15 protein-coding genes are annotated in these 17,166 nt (G+C 71.6%); 6 read left to right on the plus strand and 9 right to left on the minus strand.

What is annotated here, in order from left to right; genetic code table 11:
* Positions 1-14: 14 nt before the first annotated feature.
* The 3 genes from ACFYNP_RS01290 to ACFYNP_RS01300 form a co-directional block, all read right to left on the minus strand.
* Positions 15-2,462 carry a dolichyl-phosphate beta-glucosyltransferase gene (locus tag ACFYNP_RS01290; protein WP_388781482.1) on the minus strand — a complete coding sequence of 816 codons (2,448 nt, stop codon included), beginning with the start codon at positions 2,460-2,462 and terminating at the stop codon, positions 15-17.
* Positions 2,438-3,109: a GntR family transcriptional regulator gene (locus tag ACFYNP_RS01295; protein WP_388418146.1), complete on the minus strand. Its 672-nt coding sequence runs from the start codon at positions 3,107-3,109 to the stop codon at positions 2,438-2,440. The genes ACFYNP_RS01290 and ACFYNP_RS01295 overlap by 25 nt, the downstream gene beginning before the upstream one ends.
* 175 nt (positions 3,110-3,284) lie before the next feature.
* Positions 3,285-4,646 (minus strand): aspartate aminotransferase family protein, encoded by a 1,362-nt coding sequence (locus ACFYNP_RS01300; protein ID WP_388781484.1) that lies wholly within the window; start codon positions 4,644-4,646, stop codon positions 3,285-3,287.
* A 545-nt stretch (positions 4,647-5,191) separates the two neighbouring features.
* On the opposite strand from ACFYNP_RS01300, the gene ACFYNP_RS01305 reads away from it, so the two are divergent.
* Positions 5,192-6,748, plus strand: a complete 1,557-nt coding sequence (locus ACFYNP_RS01305) for a serine/threonine-protein kinase (protein WP_388781486.1) — start codon at positions 5,192-5,194, stop codon at positions 6,746-6,748.
* Between the two features lie 91 nt (positions 6,749-6,839).
* Here ACFYNP_RS01305 and ACFYNP_RS01310 read toward each other — a convergent pair whose 3' ends face one another.
* Positions 6,840-7,610 (minus strand): polysaccharide deacetylase family protein, encoded by a 771-nt coding sequence (locus ACFYNP_RS01310; protein WP_388418137.1) that lies wholly within the window; start codon positions 7,608-7,610, stop codon positions 6,840-6,842.
* A 394-nt stretch (positions 7,611-8,004) separates the two neighbouring features.
* On the opposite strand from ACFYNP_RS01310, the gene ACFYNP_RS01315 reads away from it, so the two are divergent.
* Positions 8,005-8,250, plus strand: a complete 246-nt coding sequence (locus tag ACFYNP_RS01315; RefSeq protein WP_388781489.1) for a hypothetical protein — start codon at positions 8,005-8,007, stop codon at positions 8,248-8,250.
* A 90-nt stretch (positions 8,251-8,340) separates the two neighbouring features.
* On the opposite strand, the gene ACFYNP_RS01320 is transcribed toward ACFYNP_RS01315, so the two are convergent.
* Genes ACFYNP_RS01320 through ACFYNP_RS01330 form a run of 3 tightly spaced genes read right to left on the minus strand, consistent with a single transcriptional unit; the run spans position 8,341 to position 11,005 of the window.
* Entirely contained in the window at positions 8,341-8,994 is a 654-nt protein-coding gene (locus ACFYNP_RS01320) for a hypothetical protein (protein WP_388781491.1), read from the minus strand.
* Positions 8,991-10,256: a hypothetical protein gene (locus ACFYNP_RS01325; protein WP_388781493.1), complete on the minus strand. Its 1,266-nt coding sequence runs from the start codon at positions 10,254-10,256 to the stop codon at positions 8,991-8,993. Before ACFYNP_RS01325 ends, ACFYNP_RS01320 begins: the two co-directional genes overlap by 4 nt.
* 2 nt (positions 10,257-10,258) lie before the next feature.
* A complete protein-coding gene (locus ACFYNP_RS01330) occupies positions 10,259-11,005 on the minus strand; it encodes an ATP-binding cassette domain-containing protein (protein WP_388781496.1) in 747 nt (248 codons plus the stop codon).
* Between ACFYNP_RS01330 and ACFYNP_RS01335 the strand changes: the two genes are divergently transcribed.
* From ACFYNP_RS01335 to ACFYNP_RS01345, 3 genes are all read left to right on the plus strand, one after another.
* Positions 10,999-11,544, plus strand: a complete 546-nt coding sequence (locus tag ACFYNP_RS01335) for an immunity 49 family protein (protein ID WP_388781498.1) — start codon at positions 10,999-11,001, stop codon at positions 11,542-11,544. The genes ACFYNP_RS01330 and ACFYNP_RS01335 overlap by 7 nt on opposite strands.
* A 4-nt stretch (positions 11,545-11,548) precedes the next feature.
* A complete protein-coding gene (locus ACFYNP_RS01340; RefSeq protein WP_388781501.1) occupies positions 11,549-12,418 on the plus strand; it encodes an immunity 49 family protein in 870 nt (289 codons plus the stop codon).
* A 206-nt stretch (positions 12,419-12,624) separates the two neighbouring features.
* Complete coding sequence (locus ACFYNP_RS01345) at positions 12,625-13,248, plus strand: ScbR family autoregulator-binding transcription factor (protein WP_388418121.1); 624 nt, start codon at positions 12,625-12,627, stop codon at positions 13,246-13,248.
* Positions 13,249-13,415: 167 nt separating this feature from the next.
* Here the strand turns inward: ACFYNP_RS01345 and ACFYNP_RS01350 are convergent, their stop codons facing one another.
* On the minus strand, positions 13,416-14,348 hold the full coding sequence (locus ACFYNP_RS01350; protein ID WP_388781504.1) for an NADP-dependent oxidoreductase: 933 nt from the start codon (positions 14,346-14,348) through the stop codon (positions 13,416-13,418).
* A 328-nt stretch (positions 14,349-14,676) separates the two neighbouring features.
* The gene (locus ACFYNP_RS01355; protein WP_100573773.1) at positions 14,677-15,960 is read right to left on the minus strand and encodes an adenylosuccinate synthase; all 1,284 of its coding nucleotides are present in this window, start codon (positions 15,958-15,960) and stop codon (positions 14,677-14,679) included.
* 176 nt (positions 15,961-16,136) lie between these two features.
* Here ACFYNP_RS01355 and ACFYNP_RS01360 point away from each other — a divergent pair, with 176 nt between their 5' ends.
* Positions 16,137-16,943, plus strand: coding sequence for a diacylglycerol kinase (locus ACFYNP_RS01360; RefSeq protein WP_388781505.1), 807 nt, complete (start codon positions 16,137-16,139; stop codon positions 16,941-16,943).
* Positions 16,944-17,166: the final 223 nt, after the last annotated feature.

Consider the following 17,166-nt stretch of genomic DNA (forward strand, 5'->3'; position numbering starts at 1 on the left):
CACGGCGCGGGAGTTCACCGCACCTGCGACACGTCCCAGATCCAGACTCCGCCGACCTTCGTGCCCGGCTTCCCGCCCAGCAGCCGGCTCACCGTCTCGTACAGCTGGGGCGCCTGCGGCTGCGGAGCGAGGACGAGGACGCCCGCGTGCCAGTACGCGAGGTCCGCACGGGCCTGGTTCTGCCAGTCCGTGCCGATGTCGGGGATGGGCTTGCCGGAGCGGATGTCGCCGAACAGGTTGGACGTCCAGCGCGGGGAGGCACCGTAGATGCCGATGCGGTCCGGTCCCCAGGGCCCGTTGAAGTAGCCGCCCGGCACCGAGAAGCCGAGGCCGGTGGACGACTGCCAGTGCAGGGCCTCCGCCGAGCCGGGGTCGGGCAGCGGTACCGGGACCAGGGACTCGCCGGGCTTCACGTACTTCTTCCACAGGCCCGCCGAGATGAACTCGGGCACCTCGGGGCGGGCGTTCGTCGGGAACGACGTCGGCACGATCGGGAGCAGGGCGAGCCCGATCGCGGTGAACCCCACCGCCCGGGTCACGCGCGCGCGGCTGAGCGCGAGACGGCCCGCGCCCAGCGCGATCAGGGCGCCGAGCGCCGGTGCGCAGATCATCGCGACCCGGCCCTCGATCACCGACTCGAAGAGCGGCTTGTGCGCGAGCAGCTTCCAGGGCCCGGTGAACACCACGTCCGTGTAAGGGATCCGGATCTTCTGCCCGAGCGAGAGCACCGCCGCCGCGACCCCGGTGAACGCGAGCGCCTTCACCAGCGGGCGCCGCCACAGGCGTACGACGAGCGCGAAGGCGAGGGCCACGAGCGGCCAGCCGTAGAAGGCGTTCTGCTCGGTGCGGTTGAGGGCCAGCTTGTCGGCGGTGGCGTCGTCGCCCCACAGCGAGCGCCCCGCGAACTCGACCAGCGCGAGCGGCGAATTGCCCGCGCTGTCGCCGTGCAGCACGCTGTGATAGCTCTGCGCCCCCGCGAACTGCCGGTACAGCGGATACGCGACGAGGACCAGACACACCCCCACCGCGTACGCCATGCCCTGGGCGAGCGGCCGGACCGCGGCCCATGCGACATCGCGCCGGGCCAGCGCGTACGACAGGGCGAACAGGGTCATGCCGACCACGGCGAGCAGCAGCACCTCCTCGCCGAGGAAGATCTGGTACGTCGTGAACAGGCCCAGGACCAGGCCGTCGCGGCGGATGTCGCGGCCCTCGCAGAGCCGCAGCGCGCGGTCGATGATCAGCGGGATCATGAACAGGACGCAGAAGTTCGGGTGGGCGTTGGCGTGCGAGATCATCGGCGGCGCGAACGCGGCGAGCGCCCCGCCGAGCCCGGCCGCCCACCGGTTCTCGGTCACCCGGCGGGCGAACAGCCAGTACCAGGCGTACGCGGTCGCCGATATCCCGAGGGTGAGGACGAGCGCCCAGGTGAGTGTCGGCCCGAAGGCGAGGGTGATCGGCGCGAAGGGCACCGACAGGCCCAGCATCGGGGTGTTGCCCATCAGGTTAACGCCGTCGGGGAAGTTCTGGACGGTGGTGAACAGCGGGTCGCGCAGATGGGCCACGTTGTCCGCGGTGACCGCGAAGAACCACTCCCACTGGTTCTGGTCCTGCATCGAGTCGGTGAGATAACTCCGCCCGAGGTCTCCCCACAGGTTCTTGTAGAGCAGCACGGACGACAGCAGGTAGAGGGCGCCGAGCACGAGATCGACGCGGCGCACCGCGCGCGCCTTCAGACGGCCCAGCTCCCACAGGACCTTGCCGTAGTCGGCCGCGCCCACCTTGGAGCCCTCCTGGTGCGACCAGCGCACCGGCACCTCGGCGACCGGCCAGCCCCTGCGGCGGAAGAACTGGAGGATCTCCACGTCGATGCCCCAGCCGTCCAGGCGGGCGTCGGCGAACGCGGCCCGCGCCTTGTCGCCGTCGAACAGCTTGAAGCCGCACTGGGTGTCGTGGATGCCGGGCACCGCCACGGCCCGGATCAGCCGGTTGCCCATCCGCCCGAGCGTCTCGCGCAGCCGGCTCTGGTGGACCTCGATACGGGCCCCGGGGCGGGCGCGCGAGCCGATCGCGGCGGCCGTCTCGCCCTCGGTCATCGCCTTGGCGAGATGGTCCAACTCCTCGATGGGGGTGGCCAGATCGGCATCCGTGATCAGGACCCGGCGCCCGTAGGAGGCGAGCACCCCGAGCCGCAAGGCGTGGCCCTTGCCCCGGTTGCTCTCGCTGACGACGACGGTGATGCGCGGATCGCCGGCGGCGGCCTCGCGCGCGACCCGTACGGTCTCGTCGTCCGACCCGTCGTCGACCACGATCAGCTCCCAGGCGCAGCTGTCGCCGAGGTGGGCACGGATCGCGTCGAGGGTGGGCGCGAGGCGCTGCTCCTCGTTGTAGGCCGGGACGACGACGCTGAGTTCGACCCGTCCGGCCGGATCGGTGATCACTGCGGCAGTCGCTCCGCCCATACGAGGGATTCGTCGTTGTAGGCGGCGATCAACACCCGTGCCGCCTCGAAGTCACCGAGGGCGAGCGCCGAGACGACCTCGCCGTGGCCGGTCCACAGCCAGTCGCTGAGTTCGCTGTGGCCGCGCAGATAGGGGACCGCGAACACCCAGCTCTGCATGCGCAGGCGGTGCAGGAACTCGGAGATGTAGGTGTTTCCGGCGAGCGCGCACAGCTCCCGCCAGAACCGCAGGTCGTAGCCGACCAGGATGTTCAGATCGCCGCCGCGGGCGGCCCGCGCGGCCTCTTCGCCGCGCCGCCGCACCGATACGAGGGCGGGGCCGTGCGGCTCGACGGCGCCGGGGACCGCGGCCCGCCGGAATATCCCGTCGACCACCAGGGCCCGGGCCTCCACCATGCCCTTGTAGTCCTCGACCGTGAACACCCGTACCCGGAAGCCCCGGTGCTGGTCGGAGTCGAGCAGGCCCTGTGCGCAGAGGTCGACGAGCGCCTCGCGCACGGGCGTCGCGGAGACGCCGTACTGCTCGGCTATCTGCTTGACGGTGAATTCCTCGCCGGGCCGCATACGCCCCGCGAGCACTTCGTCACGCAGCGCGTCCGCTATCTGTTGTCGAAGGGTGTTGCGGGTGACCGCTCCGCTCGCGGGCATGACTCGCTCCCCTCCTCCGGTTCCGGGCCACCCTATGGGGTGCCCGGAAACCGGACAAAGGAGAGCGGGGCCCAGCCGCTCGAACGATGCCGAGAACACCGCCCTGACCAGGGCGAACTCGCCACCGTCACCGGGTCCGCGTGATCACCGGGTCCGCGTGATCAGGACCGCCGCGTCACACGGTGTACTGATCGGCGACCGTCAGCGCCTCGTCCAGCACCGCGAGGCCTTCCTTGGCCTCGCCCTCGCTGATGTTGCAGGCCGGCACGACGTGGGTGCGGTTCATGTTGATGAAGGGCCACAGACCGTTCTTCTTGCAGGCGGCGCCGAAGGCGGCCATCGGGGCGTTGTCCGCGCCGGTCGCGTTGTACGGGACCAGCGGCTCGCGCGTCTTCTTGCTGCGCACCAGCTCCAGCGCCCAGAACACGCCGAGCCCGCGCACCTCGCCCACCGAAGGGTGCCGCTCGGCGATCTCACGAAGCCCCGGCTCCAGCACGCTCGCCCCGATGTGCGCGGCCTGCTCGACGACGCCCTCCTCCTCCATCACGTTGATGGTGGCGACGGCGGCGGCACAGGCCAGCGGGTGCCCGGAGTAGGTGAGCCCGCCGGGGAAGGGCCGGTGCTCGAAGGTCTCGGCGATCTTCCGGCTGATGGCGACGCCGCCGAGCGGCACGTACCCGGAGTTGACGCCCTTGGCGAAGGTGAGCAGGTCGGGCACCACGTCGTAGTGCTCGGACGCGAACCACTTGCCGGTCCGGCCGAACCCGGCCATGACCTCGTCCAGGATGAGGACGATCCCGTACTTGTCGCAGAGCGCCCGCACGCCGGGCAGGTAGCCGGCCGGCGGCGTCATGATCCCGGCGGTGCCCGGCACGGACTCCAGGATGATCGAGGCGATGGTGCCGGGGCCCTCGAAGACGATGGTGTCCTCAAGGTGCTTGAGCGCGCGCGAGCACTCCTCGGCCTCGGTGGTGGCGTGGAAGGGTGACCGGTAGAGGAACGGCGCCCAGAACCGCGCGACACCGGCCGAGCCGCTGTCGGAGGCCCAGCGGCGCGGGTCGCCGGTCAGGTTGATCGCCGTGTTCGTACCTCCGTGGTACGAGCGGTACGCGCTCAGCACCTTGTGGCGCCCGGTGTGCAGGCGGGCCATCCGGATCGCGTTCTCGACGGCCTCCGCACCCCCGTTGGTGAAGAAGATCTTGTCGAGGTCGCCCGGGGTGCGCCCGGCGATCAGCCGGGCCGCCTCCGAGCGCGCCTCGACCGCGAACGCGGGCGCGAAGGTCGTCATCGTCGCGGCCTGCTCCTGGATCGCGGCGACGACCTTCGGGTGCTGGTAGCCGATGTTGGTGAAGACGAGCCCGCTCGTGAAGTCGAGGTAGCGGTTGCCCTCGTAGTCCCAGAAGTAGGACCCCTCCGCGCCGGCCACGGCGAGCGGGTCGATCAGGCCCTGGGCGGACCAGGAGTGGAACACGTGCGCGCGGTCGGCGGCCTTCACAGCCGCGCCGGCCTGGGGATCGGGGGTGCCTTGAGGGGTCATGCCCCCAGGGTAGGTAAGCCCAGCTGAGAACGGCCATGGCCATCCTGTCCACCCTGGCCACCCCCGCTCGGCAAAGTGTCGCCCAGGCCCCACCCGGCCCACGGCCGGGAACGGGCCAGGGGCGCGAGGAACGGCACGACCAGCCACGCACGGCCCGCAGACGAGAACGGGTTGGGGGGCGCGGGGAACTGCGCGACCAGCCCCACACAGCCCGCAGACGAGAACAGGTCAGGGGCGCGGGGAACCGCGCAAAAAGCACCCACGGCCCGCAGACGAGAACGGGTTGGGGGCGCGAGGAACCGCGCGACCAGCCCCACACAGCCCGCAGACGAGAACGGGTTGGGGGCGCGGGGAACTGCGCAAAAAGCACCCACGGCCCGCAGCCGAGAACAGGCCTCAGGGGCGCGGGGAACCGCGCGAAAAGCACCACGGCCCGCGGCCGAAAGCGGGGCCGGGGGCGGCACGCCCCGGCCATACCGCCCGCCCCCGCAGGGGGACCCCGCATATCCTCACCCAGTCGACCCCCACCCCGAAGGGCACCCGGCATGGACCGCACGCAGCGCCTGAGGCCGGCCGACCCGGACCGAATAGGCGGCTACCGGATACTGGCCCGCCTGGGCGCGGGCGGCATGGGCCAGGTCTACCTCGCACGGTCGGACCGCGGCCGCACCGTCGCCGTGAAACTGGTCCGCCCCGACCTCGCCGACCAGGCCGACTTCCGGGCCCGCTTCCGCCAGGAGGTACGCGCCGCCCGCAGAGTGGGCGGGCTGTGGACCGCCCCGGTCCTGGACGCCGACACCGACGCCCCCGTCCCCTGGGTCGCGACCGGCTACGTCGCCGGCCCCGACCTCCAGTCCGTCGTCGAAGACCACGGCCCCCTCCCCGAGCACTCCGTACGCGTACTCGCGCACGGCCTCGCCCTCGCCCTCCAGGACATCCACAGCGTCGGCCTCGTCCACCGCGACCTGAAGCCCTCCAACGTCCTGGTCACCGCCGACGGCCCCCGCGTCATCGACTTCGGCGTCGCCCGCGCCCTGGAGGCCGGCGCGGACGGCGGACTGACCCGCACCGGCGCCCTCATCGGCTCGCCCGGCTTCATGGCCCCGGAGCAGCTGCGCGGCGACCGCGTCACCCCCGCCTGCGACGTGTTCTGTCTCGGCTCGGTCCTGGCGTACGCGGCGAGCGGCAGACTCCCCTTCGGGGAGGCGACGAGCGGGGTGCACGCGCTGATGTTCCGCATCGCGCAGGACCCCCCGGACCTCGACGGCGTGCCCGAGTCCCTCCAGGAGCTGATCGGCGACTGCCTGCACAAGGACCCGGCGGCCCGCCCCACCCTCGGCCGCATCCTGGAACGCGTCCCCGCCACCCTCCCCCACCCGTGGCTTCCGTCCACCGTGCTGGCCCAACTGGCAAGCGAAGCAGCCCAGTTGCTCGACCTGGAAGACCCCAGCGCCTCCGGACCCCCGGCGCCGGCCCCACCCGCGCCGTACGACCCGTACGACCCGTACGACGACGTCACCGCCTACGCGGACTACTCCCCCGAGCCCGACCCGGAACCCCCGCTGCAACGCAGCGCCAAGTCCACGGCGGCACTGATCGCGGTGGCCATCGTGGTGGCGGTCGGCGCGGGCGGCTCGGTGTACGCGTTCATGAGCGGCGCCCCCGAGAACGCGACCCCGAACCCGACCGCGTCGCAGACCACCCCGGACCCGACCACTCCGAACCCGCCGGCCTCGGCCTCCCGCGGCGCCTCCGACGTCATACCGCAGCAGTACCTGGGCAGCTGGTCGGCCGTCATTCCGAGCAACTCCGGTGACAACACACGGCACTTGGTGATCCGTTCGGGCCGGGTGGGCGATCCCGTACTCACGCTCACGGCCGACGGCAGCGGCTACCACTGCGTCTTCCAGGCCCGCCTCACCGAGGCACCCCCCTCGCCCGACACCCCGCTCAGGATCGGACCGTCCGAGGTGGGCCCCGGCTCGACCGGCACCTGCAACCCCGGAAGGCCGAGCACCGTCAGCGTCATGCCGGACGGCCGCCTGCACCGCCAGACCGTCGGCACGACGGAGTACCTCGACTACACGAAGGGCAACGGGTAGCCAGTGGGTGTCCCCGGCCCCACGGCGCTCCCCCTCGCGGCGCTCCCCCTCGCGGCGCTCCCCCTCGCGGCGCCGCCCCTCGCCAGGCGGTTCAGCGGACCGGGAAGCCGAAGGTGTGGCCCTGGGCCTTGAACCAGGGGAGGAGCTTGCGCAGCGCCGCCAGGGTCTGGGAGCGGTTGCCGCCCGCGTCGTGGAAGAGGACGGTCGGCCCGCTCGGCAGCTCCTTCTCGACGGTGGCGACGATGGCGTCGACACCCGGGCGCTCGAAGTCCTTGCTGTCCACGTTCCAGCCCAGCGGACGCATGCCGCGGGAGGCGGCGAGTTCGCGGCTGTACGGGGTGAACGCCCCGCCCGGCGCACGGTAGTACATGGGCTTCACGCCACCGGACGCCTTGGTGATCATCGCCTCGGCGTCGAGGATCTGCTGCGACTGGTAGGCCTCGGACGCCTTGTCCATGCTGGTGTTGTGGGACACGGTGTGGTCGCACAGCCGGTGCCCTGCGGCGACGACCTTCTTCACGAGGTCCGGGTGGGCCTGGGCCTGCGTACCCACCATGCAGAAGGTGGCCTTCACCCCGTACTGCTGGAGCAGGTCCAGGACTTGCGGGGTCCACGTGGGGTCGGGGCCGTCGTCGATGGTGATGTTCACGCCGCGCGGGCCGGCGTCCGAGGAGTGCGCGATGGTCGTGTCGACGCGCTTGCCGTCGTTGCCGGGCGCGGCCGGCGCACTCGCCTTCGGTGACGGGCCGTCCGCCGTGCCGGCCTGCGCGGTCCACACCGACGCCCCGGTCGCCAGCAACGTCACTCCGAGCGCGGCGCCAGCCAACTTGCCGTACCAGCCTCGCCCGCTGTGCCGTGCCATGTCCGCCTCTTTTCGTCGCAGTCCCTCGTCCGCCCCCGGTCACCTGGCATGACGAGCCGAGGCGCCCGGAGGATCCCGCTGTTACCGACTGCGCACAATTCCGGGAAGGTTCCCGGACGCCCCGATCGCCTTCCGTGCGACGGCAGTCGAAGAAAGCGGCGTGGTCGGGCACGGAATGGAGGACTCGGGTCCGGAAGGAATCGGAGGGAACGGGAGGGGAGTTGAGGCCGGCATTCCGCAATGCGGGCACACCGCGGAAACCCGGGCACCCACCCCTGACCGGACCGGCGCCCTCCGCAACCGCCGTCCAGCACAGCGGATTCATCCCCGCCCGGACGGGAACTCGCAGCCGCACAGAGCGGGAAGCTGCCTCGACCAAGGTCGGTGAAGAGCCGTGCGAAAAGACCTGAACGGTACTGCCGTGGCGTTCATTTCCGGCATTCTCTTCAGCGTCACATTCACCTGTCTGGGCCCGGATGTGAATGCCATGACTCCGGGCATTCTCGCCCTGATCCTCGTATGGGCCGTCGCCTGTTCCGTCATCTCGGTCGCGGCGGTCTGGATCTACACCGTGCTCGGGACGGAGCGACGGGAACCGACGGGTCGGCCGGGTCGGCCGTCGAAGAACCCGGAGGGCTGATCCCTGGCACGGGACTTGGTCCGCCCAACTCGCCGCCGCCCTGCGCGACGCTCGGGCTGTGTCACGCGTCCCGTCCGCTCCCCCTTCCCGTCACCGACCCGAGCGGTCCAGGCCCAAGCGGACAGACCGGACGCGGCCCGAGCCCAGGCGGGCCGAGCCCAGGGCGGTCGGGCCGAGACGGGCCGCCGTGGCGGCGGCTCCGGCGGTCAGCAGCACCAGGGCCGCGCCGGCCGCGAGGCCGGAATGGGCCGGGTGGAGGACCCAGGCCCAGGGCCGGGGCCGCCCGTCGGGCGCCCACCCCGTCGCGGCCAGGGCGACCGGGAGCGCCGCGGTGGTGACGGCCGCCGCACGAGGACCGGCCAGCGCGCACAGCAGCATCGCCAACCCCAGGTAGCCCGTGGTGTTGCGCCCGACCACGAAGGCGATGGCCCGACCGGTCAGACCGTAGGTGACCGCCGCGGCCAGCACGGCGACGAGGGCGGCCAGCAGACCGAGCAGGGTGTTCCACAGGTGCATGGGGCGGGCGGCGACCCACTCCATTCCGGTGTCCGTGCGGCTCACCGCGTACATGAGCGCGGCGGCGGGGAGCACGGTGATCAGATGCCCCACCAGGAAGCTTCCCGTCCCGCCCGTCAGGGAGGGAACGGGGAGCGCCGCGCTTCCGCTGAGCACCGCGCAGGCGGTGGTGAGGACGACCGTGGCCAGGAACGCGGCCGGAGCGCGGGTCTTGAGCCACCAGTTCATCGGGCTCCTCCCACGGGACCGAGCTGCGGCTCGGCCGAACACGTACGCATGGCCGCCGTGTTGACCTCGTACCACCGCAGCTGCTCCGCCTGCGACAACAGGCTTACGTCGTGGGCCAGTTGGACGTCCGCGGCGGGCGTCCTCGACGCGACCGTGGCCTCGGGGGCTCCCGCGACGAGCATGAGCCAGGCCTCCACGGGGCCGACGGCGTCACCGGCCGGGTAGCGCTCGCGTCGCGCACAGTCGGGCGGCTCGGGGAGGAGGCCCACGACGACGCCGGGGGCCACGTCCTCGGCACGGACGTCGGGTGCCACTCCCAGCTTGGCCTCCCGCGCGGCGGGCCGGGCCGCCATGGTGAACGTCGTCGGGGTGGCCACCCCGAAGGCCCGGAGCCTCGCCACGGCCTGCTGGGTTTCGCCGCGCACCAGGGCGGCGTCGGCCACCTCGGGCCACAGGCACACGGTCGCCGAGGTGCCCCGCTCGCAGACCAGCCCCGCCGACGGCCGGGGACGGGCCGCGTCGGGACCCAGGCCGCGCGCGGTCGCGACCGCACCGCCGGCTCCGGCGACGAAGACCGCCAGAGCTATGACCGGGGCGGCCCGGAGCCGACGCCGGCTGATGACCGCCCCACAGGCCGCCGAGAGGCCGCCCGCGAACAGCAGGGCGGACCACACCGCACGGGCGTCGGGCACCTGGTCGAGCGCGCAGCACCCGCTCAGCCCGCCACCCACCAGGTGCCTGAGCCACAGGACGCTCCACGCCACGGGGTAGGCGTTCGCGACGAAGGCGCCCACCAGAGCGACCGGGACGGAGATGAGCGCCGGCAGTCGTCGTCCGAGGCAGAAGCCGGCCAGCGTGTTGGCGAGTACGAGGGCGAGTTCGACGGCCAGGATCCCCACGTCGGGAAGCCCCGCGCCCACCCCTGCCGATCCGGCCGACAGGGCGAGCGCGGCCGAGCACGCGACGACACCGGCACCCAGCACGGGGACCAGCACGGATGCCGAGACGGCCAACGGCGAGCGGACGCCCGCCTGGTCGAAGACCCGGCCGCGCGTCAGCCGGGCCCCCTCCCACGCTCCCATGCCGGCACACGCGGTGCCGATGAAGGGAAGCGCATAGACCGACGTGCCCGTCGCCGACGGCCAGTACCCGACGGTCGTCCCCGCGGTGAGTTGGTGGCCGAGCGCCGTCATGAGGAAGACGACGAGGATCGGCAGCACGATCACGGCCGAGGACGACCGCAGCATGGTGCGTATCCGCATGGTCACGCCTCCCCGTGCACGAGCTGGGCGTAGGCCGCCTCGGCACGCTCGCGCGGCTCGGTCGTGCCCGGTCCGGCCAGGGCGTAGAAGTCCGCGATGGATCCCTGGAAGCGGACCTCGCCGTGGTCGAGGACCACGACATGGGAATAGGACTCGGCCAGGTCCTCGGTCTGGTGGGTGGAGACCACCACCTGTACGTCGCCGCTCAACTTCTCCAGCAGGGTGCGGAAGACCCGGCGCTGCGTCGGGTCGAGGCCCGCGGTCGGCTCGTCCAGGAGGATCAGCTCACTGCGGTGGGCGAGGGCGCCGGCCAGCCCCATCCGCCGCCGCTGGCCGCCGGACAGCCGATGGCTCCGCCGGTCGGCGAGCTCACCGAGACCGACGCGGGCCAAGGCTTCCGCCGAAGCCTGCCAGGCCGCCGCCTTGGACATCCCCTTCAACCACCCCGCATAGGCGACCTGTTCACGCACCGTCAGACCAGGAATGGCCACGATGTCCTGCGGAAGCCACGCCACGGCCTTCACGTACGCGGCCCTGTCCCGGCGCCCGGACGCGGTCCTGCCGCGCCAGGTGATCTTCCCGCCGTGCGGACGGAGATGGGTTGCCGCGAGCGACATCAGCGTCGATTTCCCGGCCCCGTTGGGACCCAGCAGAACGGTGGCGGGGCTGTCCAATGTCAGGTCGAGCGCCGTGAAGACCGGAGACCTCCGGCCGTAGCGGAAGTCGATCCCGCTCAACTGCAATGTCATGGCAAAATCCAACCTGCCGCCAAGCTCCGGCGCCAGACCATTTCGAGAGAAGTGATCAACGCCGCGACCCCGGCGCGACACGGCTCTGCGGAGTGCCCGTCAAGCAACTGCGCGCTTTCGGAGCAGAGTTCGAGAAATACGTCCACCCGTGGATGGAGGCCCTTCGGGCGTACTGGCGACAACGACCTCATCCGGGTGAGAAGTTGGGCGCCGCGTTGGACGGCACGGACCCCCAGGGCCTCAAGTTCGTCGATCGCGAGCTGATGCTCAAGATCCCGCGTCCCCCGCTGAACGTCTTCCACCGCTTCCTCACCCAGGACGACGAGGAAGACGAAGAATTCAACAAGACCCTGCTCCTAGCGGTGCACCTGCACCACGAGTACGGGACCGCCGACGAAGAGCGCGCCGACGATGTCGACGGGGCCCTCGCCCTCGCCCCGCCGGCCCTCGCCTGCCTCGCCCACGGCGCCGGACGCTCCGTCACCATCGAGAGCGAACACCTCCCCGCACACCTCCTCGCCCGCAGAAGCGAAGATTGAGCGCATGCCGATGAAAATCTCCAGGACCCCGTACGACCCGGGCGACAACTCCGCGGAGTGGCTCGCCGAGATCGACGAGCACACGCTTGAGGCGGTCAAACGCGTCGAGCAGGCGCCCCACATGTTCGGCCTCACCTTCAGCAGCACACTCACCACCGCCTTCACGCACTGTCTGCACGACCCGACGGCCAGGGCGAGCGAGACGTGGGAGGCGTGGGTGGCCGCCATGCAGACCGGCTCGGCCCTCTTCGCCTCCGCCATGGCGCCGGAGGGCACCACGGTCGAGTGCCTGATCGCACACGAGAAGCGGGCCGTCCCCGGCCTCGGCGGACCCACGCACTTCACGGACGCCGGCACCTGGCTCCAGGCCTTCTGGCTCGCCATCATCTGCCGCGACCAGAGCCGGCTCACTCAACTGGCCAACGTACCGCTGGAGTTGCTCCGTGGCTCGGGCGCCGACTTCGAGGAGTACATCTACGACTGGGTCGACGCGCTCCAGACGTACTGGCTCGAAGGAGAGGGGCTCGGCGACAAGCTCGTCGCCGCGTTCGACGGTACGAACCCCCAGAACCTCAGGTTCGTCGACCGTGAGCTGATGCTCATGATCCTCTATCCCCCGCTGAACGTCTTCTACCGCTTCCTCACCCAGGACGACGAGGAGTTCGACAAGACCCTCCTCCAGGCGGTCCAGCTGCACCACGAGTACTGGACCGCCGACGAAGAGCGCGCCGACGACCTCGACGGAGCCGTCGCCCTCGCCCCGCTCGCCCTCGCCTGCCTCGCCCACGACGCCGGACGCCCGATCACCATCGAGACCGAGTACCTCCCGGAAAACCTCCTCGACCGCAGCTGGCTCGGCGAGTTCCCGACGTAGGCCGGGGGTCAGGGGTGCGGGCCACGGCGGGGACCGGCGCCGGAGCGGGGCTCCGGTCGCCCTCCCCGTCCCCATGCCCCGTACCTCCGCACCCCCGTAGCTCCGCGCCCCCGCACCCCGTATCTCCTCACCCCCGTATCCCCGTCGCTGCGGGAACATACCTTCAGGAAGGTATGGTGAACCGCAGCCGACCGAAGGGACTGGGCATGAGCACAAGGGCCCGTCAGAAACCCGCCGCCTCCGAACTCAAGCAGGAGCGCGCCATCCGGACCCGCGCCCTGATCCTGGACGCGGCGGCCCGCGCCTTCGCGGACAAGGGGTATCCGGCGACCACCATCCTCGACGTGGCCGAGCTGATGGGCGCGACGAAGGGCGCGGTGTACTTCCACTTCGCCAACAAGAACGCGCTCGCCGCAGCGGTGACCGAGGAGTTCTACGCACGCCTGCGGGCCAGCGCGCAGCAGGTCCAGGAGCAGGACCTGCCCCCCGCCGCCGCGGTCCGCGAACTCCTCACGCGTACGGGCACCATGTTCCGCGACGACCAGGTCATCCGGGCCGGGGCGCGGCTCCAGATCGAGCGGTCCCTGATTGACGCGGACCTGCCGGCCCCGTTCGTCGGCTACACCGAGACCGTCACGGGGCTGTTGCGCGCGGCCGGGGCCGAGGGCGCACTGCCGACCGGGAGCGACCCCGAGGTGCTCGGCCGGGTGCTGGTCTCGGCCTTCTTCGGGGCGCAGCACATGTCCTGGGTGATGAACGACCGGGCCGACATCGCCGAGCGGGTCGAGGAGATCCTGGCGACCGTCCTGCCGGGCGGGGCGACGGCCTGACCGTTCCTTGGCGACCGTCCTGCCGGGCGGGGCGACGGCCCGACCGTTCCCTGGCGGCCGTCCTGCCGGGCGGGGCGACGGCCCGACCGTTCCCGGCGACCACTGCCGGGGCGCTCCTTCCCGGCGGGCAGCGCCCGCCTGCCCGCCCGCAAAGGCCGGCGCTCCGCCTACGGCTCCAGGATGAGCTTGCCCGTGACGTGACCGGATTCGATCAACTCATGGGCCGCAGCCGCCTCTTCGAGGGAGAGAGTGCGGTCCACGTGCGGGCGCAGCTGCCCCTTCTCGACGAGGTCGGCCAGCGCCTCAAGGCCCCCGTGGTCCGGCTCCACCGAGACGCCGGCGAAGCGGAATCCCGCCGCGCGGGTACGGGCGGCGAGCTCGGCGTCGGCGCGGGCCACCGCGGTGACCAGGAGGCCGCCGGGGCGCAGGGTCCGCAGGGAGCGGTCGGCGTAGTCGCCGCCGATCAGCTCCAGGACCGTGTCGACGTCCCCGACGGCGTCCGCGAAGTCGACCGCCCGGTAGTCGATCACCTCGTCCGCGCCGAGCCCGCGCAGGAATGCGTGCTTGGCCGCGCTCGCCGTGGTGATGACGTGCGCGCCGCGGGCCTTGGCGATCTGGATCGCCAGGTGCCCCACGCCTCCGCCGCCCGCATGGATCAACACCCGCTGTCCGGGCCCCACTTGGCCCACCTCGACGAGACTCTGCCAAGCGGTGAGGCCGGCCAGCGGGACCGCCGCCGCCTGGGCGTGGCTCAACGAGGCCGGCTTGTGGGCGAAGTGGCGCGAGGGGGCCGCGACGAACTCGGCGTAGGCACCGGCAGCTCGCGGGAACAGCGGCATGCCGAACACCTCGTCGCCCTCCTGGAAGCGGGAGGTGCCCGGCACGACGTGCTCGACCACGCCCGAGACGTCCCAGCCCAGGACGAAGGGCGGCTCACCGAGCATCGGGAAGGCACCGCCCCGGATGATCGCCTCGACCGGGTTCACCCCGATCGCCTTGACCCGTACCAGGATCTCGGTGGGCAGCGGGGTCGGCCGCTCCACCTCCGCGAGGGTCAGCACCTCGGGCCCGCCGAAAGCCTGCTGGACGATCGCACGCATAGGAATTCCCCTGTCTAGTGCGGGACTTGTGCCCCGGTGGACTGCCCTCACAATAAAATACCTTCGCGAAGGAATCAATCGCGGGCAGGGGCGGGCTTCGGTGACGGTGACGGGGTCGGGGACGGGCACGGGGGCCGGAGCGGGCTGCCGGGCTCCGGTCTGCCGGACTCCGGGGTTTCGGGCTCCGGACTGCCGGACTCCGGGTTTCGGGCTCCGGCCCTTGCGGTTGCCGGAAACGACTGAGCGGGGCTCGGGGCGGCCGATTGGCACACCCCGAGCCCCGCTCGGTCGATCAAGCGCCCACGGGATCACCGCCGGGCCCGCTCTCCTACAGGAAGGAGTTGATCTCGATCGTCTCGGTACGGCCGGGGCCGACGCCGATCGCGGAGATCGGCGCTCCGGACATCTCCTCCAGGGCCTTCACATAGGCCTTGGCGTTCTTCGGCAGCTCGTCGAAGGTCTTGGCTTTGGTGATGTCCTCGGACCATCCCGGCAGCTTCTCGTAGATCGGCTTCGCGTGGTGGAAGTCGGTCTGGGAGTAAGGGAGTTCCTCGACGCGCTTGCCGTCGATCTCGTACGCGACACACACCGGGATCTCCTCCCAGCCGGTCAGCACGTCCAGCTTGGTGAGGAAGAAGTCGGTGAGGCCGTTGACGCGGGTCGCGTACCGGGCGATCGGGGCGTCGAACCAGCCGCACCGGCGGTCACGGCCGGTAGTGACACCGCGCTCGCCGCCGATGCGGCGCAGCGCCTCGCCGTCCTCGTCGAACAGCTCGGTCGGGAACGGGCCCGCGCCGACACGGGTCGTGTAGGCCTTGAGGATGCCGATGACGCGGCTGATCTTCGTCGGCCCCACACCCGCACCCGTGCAGGCGCCGCCCGCGGTCGGGTTCGAGGAGGTGACGAAGGGGTACGTGCCGTGGTCGACGTCGAGCAGGGTGCCCTGGCCGCCCTCGAAGAGCACGACCTTGTCGTCGTCGAGCGCCTTGTTCAGGATCAGCGTGGTGTCCGCGACGAACGGCTTGAGCTGCTCCGCGTACTGGAGCATCTCCTCGACGATCTTGCCGACCTCGATGGCGCGACGGTTGTAGACCTTGGCGAGCAGCTGGTTCTTGCCCTCCAGAGCCGCCTCGACCTTCTGCTCCAGGATCGACTCGTCGTAGAGGTCCTGGACGCGGATGCCGACGCGGTTGATCTTGTCCGCGTACGTCGGGCCGATGCCGCGGCCGGTGGTTCCGATCTTGCGCTTGCCGAGGAAGCGCTCGGAGACCTTGTCGAGCGTGACGTTGTACGGCGTGATCAGGTGAGCGTTACCGCTGATCAGGAGCTTGGACGTGTCGACGCCTCGCTCGTTCAGCCCGCTCAGCTCGGAGAGCAGGACCGCCGGGTCGACGACGACTCCGTTACCGATCACCGGGGTGCACCCCGGTGAGAGGATCCCGGAAGGGAGAAGATGCAGCGCGTACTTCTGGTCGCCTACGACGACCGTGTGGCCGGCGTTGTTGCCGCCCTGGTAGCGCACCACATAATCAACTGATCCACCGAGGAGGTCGGTGGCCTTTCCCTTGCCCTCGTCACCCCACTGAGCACCGAGCAGCACAAGTGCGGGCACAGGCGTACACCCCTTCCGGGCGGGGCATGTCCAAGGTCAGGGGCATACGCGTTCCATATGTGGATGCGTACACCATGGGCCTGAACCGAAGAACGCTTGCCCCGGAATAGACGAAGCCCCTGGCGCAATAGCGCAAGGGGCTCTTGCACAAAGATGCTACCCGAGGAAGGACCGAGGTGTCGGCTGCGCACCAGCTCGTCGTGCTCATCGACCCGGTCGCCCGCCGTATTGACGGCGAGTCCGTACGGATCGCGAAAGATGTGCTGTGCGCGGGCGCACAGGCGAAGATCTGCTGGCCGGAGGGGCCGGCGGAGTTCGCGAAGGCACTGGCCCGCAGGGGCGACCGGCGCACCGTGGTGGTCGGCGACGACCAGGCGCTGCTACGCACGGTGACGACGCTGTACCGGGAACGTGAGCTGAACCGGGGCGCTCTCGCGTTCGTGCCGGTGGGTTCGGCGGACTCGCTGGAGCTGGCCCGGGGGCTCGGGGTGCCGATGGGGGCGGTGGCCGCCGCGCGGGCCGCCCTGGAGGGCACCGGGCGCCGGCTCGACCTCCTGGTCGACGACAGCGACCAGGTGGTGCTCGGCGCGCTCCGCGTCCCCGCCCCGCATCCGGTACGGACCCGGCCCGCGCCGCCGACGGTGTGGGGCGCGGCCCGCTCGGTGCTCCGCTCCCTGGTGCGGGCGCCCGCCCCCGTGTCGGCGGCTGTCGCGCACCGGCTGCGGGTGGAGGCCGACGGGGTGCTCCTGAGCGATCTGGACCGGCCGGTGGCGGGCGTGTCGGTGGCCTCGGCGGACGGGCTCGCGCAGGTGGTGGTGCACGGGCGTACGGGCGAGCGGGTGCGGGCTGCTGCGCGGGCCGTCACGATCTCGGGCCCGGTGGGTGGGTTTCGCTACCGGGCGGATCATGCGGTGGCCGGGCCTGTTCGTACGCGGACGTGGACGGTGCGGGCGGGTGCCTGGCAGTTGGTCCTGCCCACCTGACCCGGGTGGCTCCGGACCCCCGGGCTCCGCCCCGGCCCTGGGGCTCCGCCTCGCTGGGCTGCGCCCCGGCCCCCGGGGGGTTTGCCCACCCGCCCGCCCGTTGCCCAGGGTTGGTTGGTTCCGGCCCCTGGGGCTCCGCCCCAGACCCCGATCGCGCCTTAAGGGCGCTCGTCCTCAAACGCCGGACGGGCTGAAGATGCCCATGCCGGCCAGCACCGAGGCG

This window comes from Streptomyces sp. NPDC006691 (genome assembly GCF_042869955.1).
In the GTDB taxonomy this organism is placed as follows: Bacteria; Actinomycetota; Actinomycetes; order Streptomycetales; family Streptomycetaceae; genus Streptomyces.